Origin of the sequence: Streptomyces sp. NPDC050988, assembly GCF_044456225.1 — a bacterium.
In the GTDB taxonomy this organism is placed as follows: Bacteria; Actinomycetota; Actinomycetes; order Streptomycetales; family Streptomycetaceae; genus Streptomyces.
Genome location: NZ_JBITFQ010000038.1, coordinates 37,582 through 52,360, shown reverse-complemented (window position 1 = coordinate 52,360; position 14,779 = coordinate 37,582). Strand labels below are relative to the sequence as shown.

Here is a 14,779-nt window from a genome sequence, read left to right as displayed (position 1 = left end):
TCCCCCTCGCTCGCCCCCCCCCGCCGCCCCCCCCCCGCCCCCCGCGGGGGGGCCCCCCCCCCCCGGCCCCCCCGGGCGTTCCAGAAACCGTCGGGTCAGGGCTTGCGGCCCAGTCCCCCGTGCTGGCCGATCGGCGTCGGGGCGGAGTCCGACTTCTCCGGGTGCCACAGCGGGACCGAGACGACCCCGGGCTCGACGAGTTCGAGGCCCTCGAAGAACGCCTCGATCTGGGAGACGGGACGGAGGAAGTACGGAACCGCGCCGGTCTCGTTGTAGCCGTCCTGGGCCGCCTCATACGCCGGGTCGGTGCCGCGGGAGCCGTCGTTGATGCACAGGTAGCTGCCCGACGGGAGGCCGTCCACGAGGGTCCGTACGAGGGTGCGGGCCTGGTCGTAGTCGCCGACGTGGCCGAGGATGCCGCTGAGGATCAGGGCGGTCGGGCGGGAGAGGTCCAGGGTCCGGGCGGCCTCCGCCAGGATGAGGTCCGGCTCGTAGAGGCTGGAGTCCACGTAGTCGGTGGCCCCCTCCTTCGAGGAGGTCAGCAGGACGCGCGCGTGGGCGAGGACCAGCGGGTCGTTGTCGACGTAGACGATCCTGGACTCCGGCGCGATGCGCTGGGCGACCTCGTGGGTGTTGTCGACGGTCGGCAGGCCCGTACCGACGTCCAGGAACTGCCGGACGCCCGCCTCCTCCACCAGATGACGGATGCTGCGGCCGAGGAAGGCGCGGCTGCTGCGGGCGATGGTCACGATGCCGGGGAAGACGGCGGTGTACGCGTCGCCGGCCGCCTCGTCCACGGGGTAGTTGTCCTTGCCGCCCAGCCAGTAGTTCCAGATCCGGGCCGAGTGCGGCACGGAGGTGTCGATTCTCTGCCTCGCCGCCGGGCCGGTCGAGCTCTCGTGGTCGGTCATGGGCACCGTCTTCTCATCCAAGGCGTGTACGGACACGCACAAACATAAGGTTCAAGATTCACCGATCAAGGTCCAACCTCCAAGATACGTACGGCTTTTCGCACTTCGCGCGCCGACCCTGGTACCGCGGCCCCGCGCGGGGCGGACGCACGGCCGCGCGCCACCGCTCCGGACCGGCCGGAGGGGGCGTGTGATGATGGCGGAAGTCGTGGAGAGATGCGGGGGTGGGCGACCATGACCAGCCGGTTGCTGATGCCGTACCGGAGCGCCGGACGCGCCGCACGGTCGGACGTACGGCGGGTGGCCCGGCCACCGGAGGTACGGGGTTCGACGCGGGCCACCGAGATCCTGGACTGGACGGATCCGAGGGTCACTGCCCTGGTGAACCGGGTCCGGGGGCGGGCCTCCGCATCCGAGACGCTGCGCGTGGCGCACGGGATCGTCGCGCGGGAGATCCGGCCGGTGTACTCCGTGGAGGACCGGCGGCGGGTCTCGACGACTCTACGGCTGGGACGCGGTTCGTGCAGTCAGCGGATGGCTGTCCTTGAGGCGGTCGCCCGTGCCGTGGGCATCCGCACGCGGGTTCAGGGCCTGCTCGTCGACGGCGTCTTCTGGTACCCGCGGTTCCCCCGGCTGAAGCCGCTGGTGCCCGAGCAGGTGCTGCTGGCCTGGCCCGAGTTCCGGCTGGAGGGGGCCTGGGTGCCGATCGGCGAGCTGTTCGGGAAGGCCGGCGGCGACGGCGCGTTCACCAACCGGGGCGGCGAGACCCTCTTCGACGCCGTGGCCCGTACGACGGTCGACTGGGGCGGTACGACGGCCTGCGGCGCCCTTGGTGGGGGCTGCGATCTGTCGGCCCAGGTCCAGGTGGACCTCGGCCACTTCGACTCCCGGGACGCCCTGTTCACGCAGCACGGCCAGACGTTGTGCCTCGCCGCACGCACGGTGACTGAGCCGGTGCTGGGTCGGTGGAGCGCGGGCTCCTGAATGGTTCGGCTGGATCTGTGGTTCTTCGGGTGCGGGTGGGTGGGGGCTGGTCGCGCAGTTCCCCGCGCCCCCAAAGACAAAGACCAGGGCTACCGCCCCGGCCTTTCGTCTTTAGGGGGGCGGTAGCCCTTGCTTTTTAGGGGCGCGGGGAACTGCGCGATCAACCCCCACCCACCCGCACCCGCACAACTACCCGCACCCACCGAGCACGCCCCAGTTCAAGCGACAAGCGAAACCGCTCCGACCGCCGGCGTCCGCAGCGCCCGTCGGGCCGTCACCAGGCTGGTCACGAACACCGCCGCCCCCGCGACCCCCACGATCCCGAACCAGATCCCCAGTCCTTCGTCCGGAAGGACAGAGTCCGTGCGGACCATCGTGAAGGGGATGATCCCGGCGAGCCCGGCCGCCGTGCCGAAGAAGACACCCGTCACCGTGAGGATCAGGGACTCGATGCCGATCATGCCGAGGACCTGGCCGGGCGTCGCCCCGGCCAGCCGCTGCTGGCCGAACTCCCGGCGCCGGTAAGTCGTCGCCGCGTACAGCGAGTTGATCAGCATGATGCAGGCGAAGACCACGATGATGCCGACGACCACGAGGTTCAGGGTCTCGAGGTTCTTGGCGTCGATGGACTTCGGGGCTCCGGAGGCGTCGATCGCGTCGTTCTCGACGGCCTGCATGTAGAGGGTCGCCGTCGCCATGCCGGTAAAGAGGATCAGCGGCATGAGGACCCCGGACAGCTGCGCGGCACGCTCCCGCATGGTGCGTACGGCGAGGTAGCCGCTCGGGCCCGTCGGCGGAAGCCGGTCGAGCAGAGTCTTGAGCAGCTTCGGCGAGAGCAGCGCGAAGCCGACCGCGAGCAGGATCGCGCCGTACGCGGGCGGTGCCATCAGCGCGGCGTCGGTCGAGGAGAACGCGAAGGTGGAGCAGGCCGACAGGCCTCCGAGGACCAGGGAGGCGCGGATGAAGAACGTCCGTCGCCTGTCCCGGGGTCCGGTCTTCCGGGTGGCCCGGCGCACCGCGAGGAACGCCGCGCCCGCCGCCGCGAGGACCGTGATGTCGATGCCCGAGAGCAGCGCGACGGTCCCGAAGGTGTAGTCGACGGACTCGGCGACCTGCCCGCTGTCCTGGAAGAGGTCGAGCAGCAGCCGTCCGCCGAGCATCGCGGGACCGATCGCGAGCAGCGCGCCCACCAGGGCAACGGCCACCGACTCCCCCACGACCATCCGCTTGATCTGTGCGGGGGTCGCGCCGGAGCAGCGCAACAGCTCGATCTCGGCGGAGCGCTGACGGACGTTCACCGTCAGGGTGGAGGCGACGGCGAAGAACACCAGGAGGGTGCCGTAGCCGCCGACGACACCCGCAGCGGTGGAGAGGGTCTCGGCGCTGGTGGAGTCGACGCCCTTCGCGCCCGCCGTGTCGTGCATCGAGTTGAAGGTCATGATGATCGCCGCGCCCAGGAAGGCGGACAGCAGCGTCGCGCCGAAACGACCGGGGCGCCGGCGGATGGAGCGCAGGGCCAGAGCGAACATGTCGTCACACCCCCGCCATCACGTCGTCGCCGAGGTGCGCGAGGCGCTCGGCCACCGCGTCCACGGTCGGCCGGTGCATCTCACCGGCGAGCCTGCCGTCCGCGAGGAACAGCACCGAGTCGGCGTACGAGGCCGCCACCGGGTCGTGGGTCACCATGACGACCGTACGGCCGTGGACCCGTACCGCCTCCTGGAGGAGCCGCAGGACGTCCCGCGCGCTGCGGGTGTCGAGGGCGCCGGTCGGTTCGTCGGCGAAGATCACGCTCGGCTCGGTGACCAGCGCGCGGGCGATGGCGACGCGCTGGCGCTGGCCGCCGGAGAGCTGGTCGGGCCGGTGGCCGAGGCGGTCGCCGAGGCCGACGGCGGTGAGGATCTCCTCCACCCGGGCCCGGTTGACGCGGCGGCGGGCGAGCTTGAGCGGCAGGATCGTGTTCTGGGCGACGGTGAGGGTGTCCAGCAGGTTGTACTGCTGGAAGACGAAGCCGATCCGGTTGCGCCGGAACTTCGTCAGCTCGGCCTCGGTGCCGCCGGTCATCTCGGCGCCGTCGACCACGACGATGCCGCTGTCGGGCCGGTCGAGGCCGGCCGCGCACTGCAGCAGCGTGGACTTGCCGGAGCCCGAGGGGCCCATCACCGCGGTGAACGTGCCGCGCGGCAGGGCGAGCGTCACCCCGTCCAGGGCGGTCACCGCGTTCTCCTCGCCCCCGTAGGTCTTGGTGACCTTCACCAGCCGCAGTGCCTCCGCGGCGGGGCCCGTGCCGTGCTCGTGGTTGCGTCGGTCGGTTCGGCGAAACATCGTCATCAGCCTCCGTCGGGCACCGTCCGTGCCCCCCTGTCGGGCACTTCCTGTGCCCTGCCGAAGACGCTACGGAGAAGGCGGGGCGGGCACATTGGGCGCAGAACCCGTATCGGGGGGTGTACTCAGCGACACCTGTCCGGGAGGGAAATCCCGGTCCCGCCGCAGGCAAACCCCGGTCCTGGAGGCAATTCCGGGCTCCGCACCGCCCGGAACAGCGGACTTGTGGGGGGCATGACCACACGCATGCGTACCCTTTGCCTCCGCTTCGCCGCGCGTACGCCTCGACTTGCTTGCATCGACGGCATGGACCACATCACGTTCCTTGTGGCCGTCGTCATCGTCACGGCCCTCGCCTTCGACTTCACCAACGGCTTCCACGACACGGCGAACGCGATGGCGACCTCCATCGCCACCGGCGCGCTGCGGCCCAGAACGGCGGTCCTGATCAGCGGCGTGCTGAACGTCGTCGGCGCGTTCCTGTCCACCGAGGTCGCCAAGACGATCTCCGGCGGGATCGTGGACGACACCCTGGTGACACCGGGCATGATCTTCGCCGGTCTGGTCGGCGCGATCCTGTGGAACCTGGCCACCTGGCTGCTCGGGCTGCCGTCGAGTTCGTCGCACGCGCTGTTCGGCGGTCTCATCGGGGCCGTCTGGGTGGGCGCGGGCGAGCACGGGGTGCACTTCGACAAGGTCGTGGAGAAGGTGCTGATCCCGGCGGTCGCCTCGCCGCTGGTGGCGGGTGTGGCCGCGCTGATCGCCACGTACCTGGCGTACCGGATCACCGCGCGGGCACGGCAGAAAACGGTGACCAAGGGATTCCGGCTCGGGCAGATCGCCTCGGCGTCCCTGGTCTCGCTCGCGCACGGCACCAACGACGCGCAGAAGACGATGGGCGTCATCACGCTCACGCTGATCTCGGCCGGGGCGCTCGGCCACGACGCCGGGCCGCCCCTGTGGGTGATCGCGTCGGCCGGTATCGCGATAGGCCTCGGTACGTATCTCGGCGGCTGGCGGATCATCCGGACGATGGGCAAGGGGCTGACCGACATCAAGTCGCCGCAGGGCTTCGCCGCGGAGGCGGCCTCAACGACGGTGATCCTGACCTCCGCGCACCTCGGGTTCGCGCTGTCGACCACCCAGGTGTGCTCCGGCGGCATCCTCGGCGCGGGCCTGGGCAGGCGTCTCGCCGAGGTGCGGTGGGGCACGGCGGGGCGGATGGTGGTGGCGTGGCTGGTGACGCTTCCCGCCGCAGCGCTGGTCGGCGGTCTGTCCGCGAGCGTGGTGACGCACGGAGGGAACTTCGGCATCGTGGTAATCGCACTCCTCGCGCTCGCCGTCGCCTCCTTCATCGTGGTCATGTCGCGCCGCAGCCCGGTGCACGCGGCCAACGTCAACGAGACCCACGAGGTCAGCGTCCGCGGCGCGGCCGCGACGCAGGTCTCCACCGCCGCCTGATCCGCCCCGGCCCGGGAGAGCAAGGAGAGTACGAACGATGCAGCTGGACTGGAGCGCCCTCGGCGAGGTCGCCGCGGTGAGTACCGGAGTCACGGTCGGAGTGGTCGTCGTCTTCACCCTCGGTGTGCTGGGCCTGGCCCGGGCGGAGACCGCGCGTGAGAGCGACGGAGGCACCGACCCGGTGGGGCTCGGCGTGGCCGGGCTGTGTTTCCTGGCGTGCGCGAGCGTGGTGGCGTACGGGATCTGTCTGATCGTTCCGCAGTTCCACTGATCCTCCCGGGGAGTAGAGATGACCGAGCTGCTGAGTGACATGCGCGTCGACTACAGCGACCACGACGACCCGGTGCTGATCCGCCCCGACGGCAGTGCGGTGGACACCTGGCGGGAGAACTACCCATACGAACAGCGCATGGAGCGCGGCGAGTACGACTGGCACAAGCGGCTGCAGCAGATCGAGCTGCTGAAGCTGCAGAGCTGGATCAAGGAGACCGGGCGCCGGCTCGTCGTCGTCTTCGAGGGGCGGGACGCGGCCGGCAAGGGCGGCACGATCAAGCGCTTCACCGAGCACCTCAATCCGCGCGGTGCCCGGGTGGTGGCCCTGGAGAAGCCGACGGAGCGCGAGCAGGGACAGTGGTACTTCCAGCGGTACGTCGAGCATCTGCCGACCGCCGGGGAGATAGTGCTGTTCGACCGGTCCTGGTACAACCGCGCCGGTGTGGAGCGGGTGATGGGCTTCTGCACGGGCGACGAGTACCGGCGCTTCATGCGGCAGGCACCCGCGTTCGAGCGGATGCTCGTCGACGACGGCGTGGACCTGGTGAAGTTCTGGTTCTCGGTGTCGCAGGGCGAGCAGCGCACCCGGTTCACGATCCGGCAGGTCGACCCCGTACGGCAGTGGAAGCTCAGCCCGATGGACCTCGCGTCCCTCGACCTCTGGGACGACTACACCGCCGCCAAGGTCGCCATGTTCCGCGAGACGGACACCGAGCAGGCCCCCTGGACCGTGGTGAAGAGCAACGACAAGAAGCGGGCCCGCGTGGAGGCCATGCGCAGCGTGCTGGCCCGCTTCGACTACACGGGCAAGGACGACGAGGTGGTCGGAAAACCGGACCCCCGGATAGTCGGCGCGGCGGCGACCCTCCTGGAGGCGGGCGAGGACGACGAGTTGCAGGAGGGCTGGTAGGGGGCTCGCGGAGGAACGCCCGGCCGGGCGCCGGGCTCTCGCAGGGGTCCCGGCCGGCCGCCCGGCGTGGCTCCGGGGTGGCGGGCAGCCGTCCGAAGGCACACGGGGACGTACGGGGACGCCTCAGCCCTCGCCGCCGCCACCGCTCCTACCGCTCCCGCCGCTCCCCACCATGAACCCGATCGCGGACCCCCCGCCCTCCCGGCGCCGCGCGAACGGGTCTCCCCCGTGGGCGGCCGCCACCTCGCGGACGATCGACAGGCCGAGCCCGGAGCCGGGCAGGCTCCGGGCGTCCGGCGCGCGGTAGAAGCGGTCGAAGACCCGCTCCAGGTCCTCCTCGGCGATACCGGGCCCACGGTCGAGAACCTCGACACGGACAGCGGCTCCCACGCCAGCACCGGCGCTCGCCCCAGGGGCCCCCATTCCCGTGACCACGATGTCGATCGGCTCGCTCCCGCCCCGGTCGAACTTCGCCGCGTTGTCGACGAGGTTGGACAGCGCCCGTTGCAGCGCGCCCGGCCGGCCGTCGACCACCGTGTCCCCGGACACCCGCACCGTGACGGCCCGGCCCGTCCGGCGCCTCGCCGCCACCGCCACGTCCTCGGCGATGTCGGCGAGGGCCACCCGCTGGAGCGGCTCCCGGTCCGACTGGCCGGCCGCGAGGTCGACCAACTCGTTGACCAGGTCGGTGAGTTCGCGGGACTCCTGGGCGAGGTCGGCGACCAGTTCCCCGCGGACGGCGGGCGGCAGTTCGTCGATCCGGCGGAGCATCGAGATGTTGGTGCGCAACGAGGTCAGGGGCGTACGGAGTTCATGGCCGGCGTCCTGGACGAGGCGCCGCTGGTCCTCCTCGGACTGGGCAAGGCGGCCCAGCATGCGGTCGAACGAGCGGCCGAGCCGCGCCACCTCGTCGTACCCGGCGACGGGCACCTGGATGCCGAGCCGCCCGGTGCGGGCCACGTCCTCCGCGGCCCCGGCGAGCCGGACGAGCCGCGAGGTGATGCGCCGGGCCAGCCACCAGCCGAAGAGACCGGCGGCGATCACGACGGCGGCCACCAGCAGCACGGTCCGCTGCTGGAGTTCGCGCAGCAGGTCCTCGGTGTCGCTGAACTCCTGCGCGATCTGCACCGCGCCCCGCCCGTCGCCGAGCGAGACGGTGGCCACCCGGTACATGCCGTCGCCGACGTCGACGTCACGGTGTTCCACCAGTTGACCGGCGGGTCGCGCGGCCGCGGTCCGCTTGTCGTCGGCGCCGACGGGCAGCGGCGGATGGCCCCGGTCGACGACCGACGCGTCCGGCCCCAACACCTGCACGACCGTGCCGCTCGGCCTGATCAGTTCGTCGCGCGGGCCGCCGTCGGTGTCGGCGGTGGCGAAGTCGGCGGGGGTCAGCGCGCTGTGGCGCACCTCGTCGAGCAGGTCCTGCACGACACCCTCGAACACGGTCTGCTGGTCGACGCGTACGAGCCGGGCGGCGGCGTCGTACGACAGGAACCCGACGAGGACGGTGACGGCGGCCGCCACCGCCGCGAACGACACCGTGAAGGTGGTGCGCAGCGAGGTCAGCCGGGCCCGTGCCACCCACCGCCTCAGGCGCGCGCCGCCGGGCCCGCCGGACCGCACTCAGTCCTCCCTCAGCACATACCCCACACCGCGCACCGTGTGGATCAGGGAGGGCGCGCCCGGCTCGTCGAGCTTGCGCCGCAGATAACCGACGTACACGGCGAGGTTCTTGGAGCCGGGCCCGAAGTCGTAGCCCCAGATGCGGTCGTAGATGGTCGTGTGGTCGAGGACGATGCCCGCGTTGCGGACGAGCAGTTCCAGCAGGTCGAACTCGGTACGGGTCAGCTCGACCTCGTGCGGGCCCCGCCACACGCGACGGGCCTGCGGATCGATGCGCAGACCCGCTGCCGCGATCTGGCCGTCGGGCATGCGCGGCGGTTCACTGGGTACGTCGACGGGGGCGCCCGTACGCCGGAGCAGGGCCCGGAGCCGGGCGAAGACCTCCTCGACGTCGAACGGCTTTACCACGTAGTCGTCGGCTCCGGCGTCCAGACCGGCGATGCGATCCGCGGTCTCGACCAGTGCGGTGAGCATCAGGATCGGGGTGCGGTTGCCCTCCGCACGCAGGACGCGACAGACCTGGAGGCCATCGATGCCCGGCATCATCACATCGAGAACGAGCACGTCGGGTGGGGTGCGGTGGGCCTGCGCGAGCGCCTCGACGCCGTCGGCGACCGCCGTGACCGCGTATCCCTCCAGGGTCAGGGCCCGCTCCAGGGCATGGCGGATCGCGCGGTCGTCCTCGGCGAGCAGCAGATTCTGGGGCACGGGACCAGTCTGCCAAGCCCCGTGGAACGTACTACCTGCTGGAGAGGGGTACGGCCGGGCCTCTTACCCGGCTCTCACCCTGCCGGGACCGGTGGCTTACCTCGCCCCGCCACTGTGTCCCCGATGCCGGGGGCGAGCGCCGCGACGGGGAGGCAGCGCACCGCATGAAACGTAGGGAGAGCACCGAGCGCATGAGGATCGTGTTCCTTCTGCACAACGCGTACGCCATCGGGGGGACCGTCCGCACCACGCTGAACCTCGCGGCGGCGCTCGCCGGGCGGCACGACGTGGAGATCGTGTCGATGAGGCGGCACCGGGACGAGCCGAGGTTCACCGTCGACCCGCGGATCACGGTGGTCCCGCTGGTGGACGAACGGGACGGCAGCCAGGACCTCACCGACCCGTCCTACACCCGCCCGGCCGTCGACTTCCCCGCCTCCGACAAGCGCTACGGGCAGTACACCCGGCTCACCGACCTGCGCGCCCGCGCCTACCTGGCGGCCTGCGACGCGGACGTGGTGATCGGCACGCGGCCCGGCATCAACGTGTACGTGGCCCGGTTCGCCCCTCGCCGGGCGCTGCGGATCGCCCAGGAGCATCTGCGGCACGACTCGCACAGCAAGCGGCTGCGGGGTGTCCTGGCCCGCGCCTACCGCTCGCTGGACGCGGTGGTGACGACGACGGAGGCGGACGCCGAGGTGTACCGCCGGCGGATGCCGCTGCCGGGCGTACGGGTCGCCGCGGTACCGAACATGGTGCCCGCGCCGCAGGGCCTCACCCGGGACGGGACGACGAAGGTGATCACCGCGGCCGGCCGCCTGGTCCGCGGCAAACGCTTCGACCTGCTGATCGAGGCCTTCTCCGCGGTCGCCTCGAAGGAACCCGACTGGCAGCTGCGGATCTTCGGCGGCGGCCCCGAGCGGGAACACCTCCAGCACCTGATCGACGGCCTGGGCCTGGCCGGGCACGCCCGCCTCATGGGACCGCGCACGCCGATCGAGGCGGAGTTCGCCAGATCGGCGATGGTGGTCTCGGCGTCGGACGCGGAGTCGTTCGGGATGACCCTGGTCGAGGCGATGCGCTGCGGAGTGCCGGTGATCAGCACGGACTGCCCGCTGGGCCCCGCCGAGATCATCACGAACGGCGTCGACGGCCGCCTCGTCCCCGTGGGCGACGCCCGCTCCCTCGCCGAGGCGATGCTCGACCTGATCACGGACGAGCCTCTGCGCCAGGCGATGGGCGAGGCGGCGCTGCGAAGTTCCCACCGCTACGACGCCGCCCCGATCGTCGAACGCTACGAGGCCCTGTTCACGGAACTCAGGGCCACCCGCGTCCGCCGCGCCTGGACCCGGGGCCGGGTCCGCGCGATGGGCTGGGCCCGCCGCCAGACCCGCCGCCTCCGCCGCACACCAACCGTCCGGCCCCCCGTCAACAGCCCAAGACCCACGGGCCCGTGACGCCCGCCCCTCCGCGGGCATCACATCCAGTACGCCGGGCGGCCCACATGGGTTCCCAGTCCCCCAGGACCACCCGGCCCCCGCACCGGCCCGCCCGGCTTCCCGGGCCAGTGCCACGAGCCGCCCGCTTTCGCACGGCGGGCGGCTCGTGGGGGGGGACGCGTGACATCCGCGGCTCCAGCCGAGGGGCCACGGCCCGTGAAGAGCGGGGCTACGAGGGACCGCGGCCCGTGAAGGGCGGGGCTATTCGTACGTGGCCGACCCCGCCATCGGCGCGCCCCTCAGGGGCGCGGGGAACTGCGCGACAAGCCCCCACCGCCCCGCAGCAGCACGGCGGGCGGCTCGTGGGGGACGCGTGACATCTGCGGCTCCAGCCGAGGGACCGCTGCCCGCGAGGGGCGGGGCTACGGAGGGGCCACGGCCCGTGAAGAGCGGGGCTACGAGGGACCGCGGCCCGTGAAGAGCGGGGCCATTCGTACGTGGCCGACCCCGGCATCGGCGCGCCCTCCAGGGGCGCGGGGAACTGCGCGACAAGCCCCCACCGCCCCGCAGCCAAAACACAACCGAACAGCCCCCTACACCACAACGCGAGCCCTACTCGCTCCTCAACGCGGCGAGCTGCTGCTCGAACGGAACCACCTCGAACCCACCACCCCGCACAAGCTCCGCCCCACCCTGCGTCGGCAACGAAACCGGAACCGCCCCGGACCGCCCGGCCGCCAGGCCGTTCATCAGCCCCGCCAACTCCCCCGCGGCCCGCCCGATCCGCTCGACGAGCCCCTCGGCCCCCCAGTCCTCCGAAGCCGCGTAGACCCCGGTAGGCACGATCACGGCCCGCAGATACGCGAACAGCGGCCGCAACGCGTGCTCCAGGACCAGCGAATGACGAGCCGACCCCCCGGTCGCCGCGACCAGCACCGGCTTCCCGGCCAGCGCGTCCGGGTCCAGCACGTCGAAGAAGGACTTGAACAGACCGCTGTACGAGGCGGAGAACACCGGCGTGACGACGATCAGCCCGTCCGCCGACGCCACCGCCTCCAGGGCGGCACCCAGCGCGGGCCCGGGAAAGCCGTTGGTGAAGTTGTGCGCGATCTCGACCGCGAGGTCACGCAACTCCACCACCTGGACGTCCGCCGAGGTGCGCTCGGCGGTCGCGCCGGCCAGCCGGTCACCCAGCAGCCGCGTGGACGACGGGACACTCAGCCCCGCGGAGACGACGACGAGCTTCATGACGAGGTCACCTCCTTGCCGGCAGCGATGTCAGCCGCCGCGGCGACACGCGACGCATGCGTCGGCGCCTCCGGCACCCCGGCCGGACGCCGCTTCGCGAACTCCTCGCGCAGCACGGGCACGACCTCCTCGCCGAGCATGTCGATCTGCTCCAGCACGGACTTCAGCGGCAGCCCGGCGTGGTCCACGAGGAACAGCTGACGCTGGTAGTCACCGGCGTACTCCCGGAAACCCAGCGTCTTCTCGATGACCTGCTCCGGAGAACCGACCGTCAGCGGGGTCTGCTGGGTGAAGTCCTCAAGCGACGGCCCGTGCCCGTACACCGGCGCGTTGTCGAAGTACGGCCGGAACTCCCGGACCGCGTCCTGCGAGTTCCTGCGCATGAACACCTGGCCGCCGAGCCCGACGATCGCCTGCTCCGCCGTGCCGTGCCCGTAGTGCGCGTACCGCGACCGGTACAGCTCGACCATCCGCTTGGTGTGGTCGGCCGGCCAGAAGATGTTGTTGTGGAAGAACCCGTCGCCGTAGTACGCGGCCTGCTCGGCGATCTCGGGCGAGCGGATCGAGCCGTGCCAGACGAACGGCGGTACCCCGTCGAGCGGCCGGGGCGTCGAGGTGAACGACTGCAGCGGCGTACGGAACTTGCCCTCCCAGTCGACGACTTCCTCGCGCCACAGCCGGTACAGCAGCGCGTAGTTCTCGACGGCGAGGTTGATGCCCTGCCGGATGTCCTGCCCGAACCAGGGATAGACAGGCCCGGTGTTGCCGCGCCCCATCATCAGGTCCACGCGCCCGTCCGCCAGATGCTGGAGCATCGCGAAGTCCTCGGCGATCTTCACCGGGTCGTTGGTCGTGATGAGGGTGGTGGAGGTGGAGAGGATGAGCTTCTCGGTGCGCGCGGCGATCCAGCCGAGCATGGTGGTCGGCGACGACGGCACGAACGGCGGGTTGTGGTGCTCACCGGTCGCGAAGACGTCGAGCCCGACTTCCTCGGCCTTCTGCGCGATGGCGACCATGGCCTTGATCCGCTCGTGCTCGGACGGCGCACGGCCCGTGGTGGGGTCCGGCGTGACGTCGCCGACGGTGAAGATCCCGAACTGCATGGCTGTCTCATCCTCCGCAGGTTGTTTACGATTCAACTATACCCGCCAACGATGGACCCGGGCGCGGTATTCCCAGCCTCCGGCACCCCGGGCATCCCGGGCCCCGGACATCCCCGGAGCCGGGCCCGGACATCCCCACGCGTACGGAGTCCCGCGCCACTGTCAGTACCCCGTCCTACCATCCCGATATGGCCGCCCCACGCCGTGACGCAAACCACGACATCGACCGCGAGACCGACAGCAGCAGCAACCGCGACCGCGACACGAGAGGCATCGTCGACGCCGCGGAGTTCCTCGCGCAGGTGGACTTCCGCCGCCCCGAGCCCGCCGAGGCCCTCCGCCGTCACGTGGAGTACTACTGGCTGATCGACTGGGACCTCCCCGAGCCATACGTCTCCCATGTCGTCCCGCACCCCGCGGTCCACGTCGTCTTCCAGCAGTTCGAGGGCCAGGACCCCTTCGTCGAGGTCGCGGGCATCCAGCTCGGACTCTTCACCCAGAAGCTGGAGGGGCGGGGCAGGGTGTGCGGCATCAAGTTCCGGCCGGGCGCCTTCCACCCCTTCGCACCGCGGCACCCGGTCTCCGACTGGACGGGCAGGCGCCTGCCCCTGACGGAGGTCCTCCCCGCCGCCCGGGACGACCTCGACGCCGTGCTCACCCCGCCCGACGAGAGCGCCCGCGTGGCAGCGCTCGACACGTTCCTGCTGGGCCTCACCCCGGCCCCCGACCCCCGCGCCGACCTGGCGACGGCCCTGGTCGACACGATCCGCACCGACCGCACGATCCGCCGCGTCGCCGACTTCGCCCGCGCCCAGGGCATGACCGTACGAGCGATGCAGCGCCTCTTCTCCACGTACGTCGGCGTTGGCCCCAAGTGGATCATCCTCCGCTACAGGATCCACGAGGCCCTGGAGCACGCCGAGTCCGCCTCGCCCCCCGACTGGGCCACCCTCGCGGCAGACCTCGGCTACGCGGACCAGGCCCACCTGATCCGCGACTTCACAGCAACGGTGGGGGTACCCCCGACGGCGTACACCCAGAACACCCACTGAGGGCGCCGGGGGGCCGTGAGCCCCTTCAGGGGCGCGGGGAACTGCGCAGTCTTTTAGGCTTTTAGGGGCGCGGGGAACTGCGCGACCAGCCCCCACCGCCCCGCAGCCAACCTACAACCGTCCCCTACAAATCCCTGTACCCATAGGTGCCGCACCTAGAAGACGTACGTGTCCCCGGTGTCCAGCACCAGCACCTCCTGCCGGTCGTTGTGATGGTTGCGATCCACCGCACCGCCGCCCCACACCGTGTCGATGCCCAGCGTCACCTCTGCGGGCGCCCCCCTCAGCCGTACGGCCATGGTGATCGTCTCCCCCCACCCGTCCGCCGGCAGCGCCCCGGTGCGGCACATCACCGTCCGCACCTCCGTCCGCGCGCACCCGGCCGGCAGCCCCTGCTCGTCCGCGAGCGGCACCGACCACCGCAGCCGTACGGTCGCCTCCACGACACCCGAGGGACCGTGGTTCTGCGGGGTCATCCGCAGGTCCACGCGCCCGCCGGTCATCGAGAGGTGCCCGTGATAGGCGAGATCGGCCTCGGGCGCCACGGCCGGTGCCGTATCGACGACCGGCGCCGCCACGACCGCCGCCGTGGCAGCCGGCGAGGCCAGGGCCACCAGGACAGCCGCACCCAGCCCACAAAGGATCCGAATCCGCATGTGCCATGTCCTCCGCGTCGACCCGCATGTCTCCGTACGTCACCGGATGTATGCCACCTGGGCCGCACGACAGGCGCCGCCCATCA

General features: G+C 71.5%; 14 protein-coding genes. 6 read left to right on the top strand and 8 right to left on the bottom strand.

Features of this window, described 5'->3' with window-relative positions:
* Window positions 1–95: 95 nt before the first annotated feature.
* Window positions 96–911, bottom strand: a complete 816-nt coding sequence (locus ACIBEI_RS43705; RefSeq protein WP_398896565.1) for an SAM-dependent methyltransferase — start codon at window positions 909–911, stop codon at window positions 96–98.
* 234 nt (window positions 912–1,145) lie between these two features.
* On the opposite strand from ACIBEI_RS43705, the gene ACIBEI_RS43700 reads away from it, so the two are divergent.
* Window positions 1,146–1,895 carry a transglutaminase domain-containing protein gene (locus ACIBEI_RS43700; RefSeq protein ID WP_398896563.1) on the top strand — a complete coding sequence of 250 codons (750 nt, stop codon included), beginning with the start codon at window positions 1,146–1,148 and terminating at the stop codon, window positions 1,893–1,895.
* A 218-nt stretch (window positions 1,896–2,113) separates the two neighbouring features.
* Here ACIBEI_RS43700 and ACIBEI_RS43695 read toward each other — a convergent pair whose 3' ends face one another.
* Together ACIBEI_RS43695 and ACIBEI_RS43690 are read right to left on the bottom strand one after the other, a co-directional pair.
* Complete coding sequence (locus tag ACIBEI_RS43695; protein ID WP_398896561.1) at window positions 2,114–3,424, bottom strand: FtsX-like permease family protein; 1,311 nt, start codon at window positions 3,422–3,424, stop codon at window positions 2,114–2,116.
* 4 nt (window positions 3,425–3,428) lie between these two features.
* Window positions 3,429–4,226, bottom strand: a complete 798-nt coding sequence (locus ACIBEI_RS43690; RefSeq protein ID WP_398896560.1) for an ABC transporter ATP-binding protein — start codon at window positions 4,224–4,226, stop codon at window positions 3,429–3,431.
* Between the two features lie 300 nt (window positions 4,227–4,526).
* Between ACIBEI_RS43690 and ACIBEI_RS43685 the strand changes: the two genes are divergently transcribed.
* The 3 genes from ACIBEI_RS43685 to ppk2 are packed head-to-tail and all read left to right on the top strand — an operon-like array spanning window position 4,527 to window position 6,864.
* Window positions 4,527–5,681, top strand: a complete 1,155-nt coding sequence (locus ACIBEI_RS43685) for an anion permease (RefSeq protein WP_398896558.1) — start codon at window positions 4,527–4,529, stop codon at window positions 5,679–5,681.
* A 37-nt stretch (window positions 5,682–5,718) separates the two neighbouring features.
* Window positions 5,719–5,952 (top strand): hypothetical protein, encoded by a 234-nt coding sequence (locus ACIBEI_RS43680; protein WP_398896557.1) that lies wholly within the window; start codon window positions 5,719–5,721, stop codon window positions 5,950–5,952.
* Between the two features lie 18 nt (window positions 5,953–5,970).
* Window positions 5,971–6,864: a polyphosphate kinase 2 gene (gene ppk2 / locus ACIBEI_RS43675; RefSeq protein WP_398896555.1), complete on the top strand. Its 894-nt coding sequence runs from the start codon at window positions 5,971–5,973 to the stop codon at window positions 6,862–6,864.
* Window positions 6,865–6,987: 123 nt separating this feature from the next.
* Here ppk2 and ACIBEI_RS43670 read toward each other — a convergent pair whose 3' ends face one another.
* Entirely contained in the window at window positions 6,988–8,487 is a 1,500-nt protein-coding gene (locus ACIBEI_RS43670; protein ID WP_398896553.1) for an ATP-binding protein, read from the bottom strand.
* Complete coding sequence (locus tag ACIBEI_RS43665; protein ID WP_055610892.1) at window positions 8,488–9,195, bottom strand: response regulator transcription factor; 708 nt, start codon at window positions 9,193–9,195, stop codon at window positions 8,488–8,490.
* 191 nt (window positions 9,196–9,386) lie between these two features.
* Here ACIBEI_RS43665 and ACIBEI_RS43660 point away from each other — a divergent pair, with 191 nt between their 5' ends.
* The gene (locus ACIBEI_RS43660; RefSeq protein ID WP_398896552.1) at window positions 9,387–10,652 is read left to right on the top strand and encodes a glycosyltransferase family 4 protein; all 1,266 of its coding nucleotides are present in this window, start codon (window positions 9,387–9,389) and stop codon (window positions 10,650–10,652) included.
* A 594-nt stretch (window positions 10,653–11,246) separates the two neighbouring features.
* On the opposite strand, the gene ACIBEI_RS43655 is transcribed toward ACIBEI_RS43660, so the two are convergent.
* Together ACIBEI_RS43655 and ACIBEI_RS43650 are read right to left on the bottom strand one after the other, a co-directional pair.
* On the bottom strand, window positions 11,247–11,882 hold the full coding sequence (locus tag ACIBEI_RS43655) for an FMN reductase (RefSeq protein WP_398896551.1): 636 nt from the start codon (window positions 11,880–11,882) through the stop codon (window positions 11,247–11,249).
* A complete protein-coding gene (locus ACIBEI_RS43650; RefSeq protein ID WP_398896550.1) occupies window positions 11,879–12,985 on the bottom strand; it encodes an LLM class flavin-dependent oxidoreductase in 1,107 nt (368 codons plus the stop codon). The genes ACIBEI_RS43655 and ACIBEI_RS43650 overlap by 4 nt, the downstream gene beginning before the upstream one ends.
* Window positions 12,986–13,173: 188 nt before the next feature.
* Between ACIBEI_RS43650 and ACIBEI_RS43645 the strand changes: the two genes are divergently transcribed.
* Window positions 13,174–14,037: a helix-turn-helix domain-containing protein gene (locus tag ACIBEI_RS43645; protein ID WP_398896548.1), complete on the top strand. Its 864-nt coding sequence runs from the start codon at window positions 13,174–13,176 to the stop codon at window positions 14,035–14,037.
* 155 nt (window positions 14,038–14,192) lie between these two features.
* Here the strand turns inward: ACIBEI_RS43645 and ACIBEI_RS43640 are convergent, their stop codons facing one another.
* Entirely contained in the window at window positions 14,193–14,693 is a 501-nt protein-coding gene (locus ACIBEI_RS43640) for a hypothetical protein (protein ID WP_398896547.1), read from the bottom strand.
* Window positions 14,694–14,779: the final 86 nt, after the last annotated feature.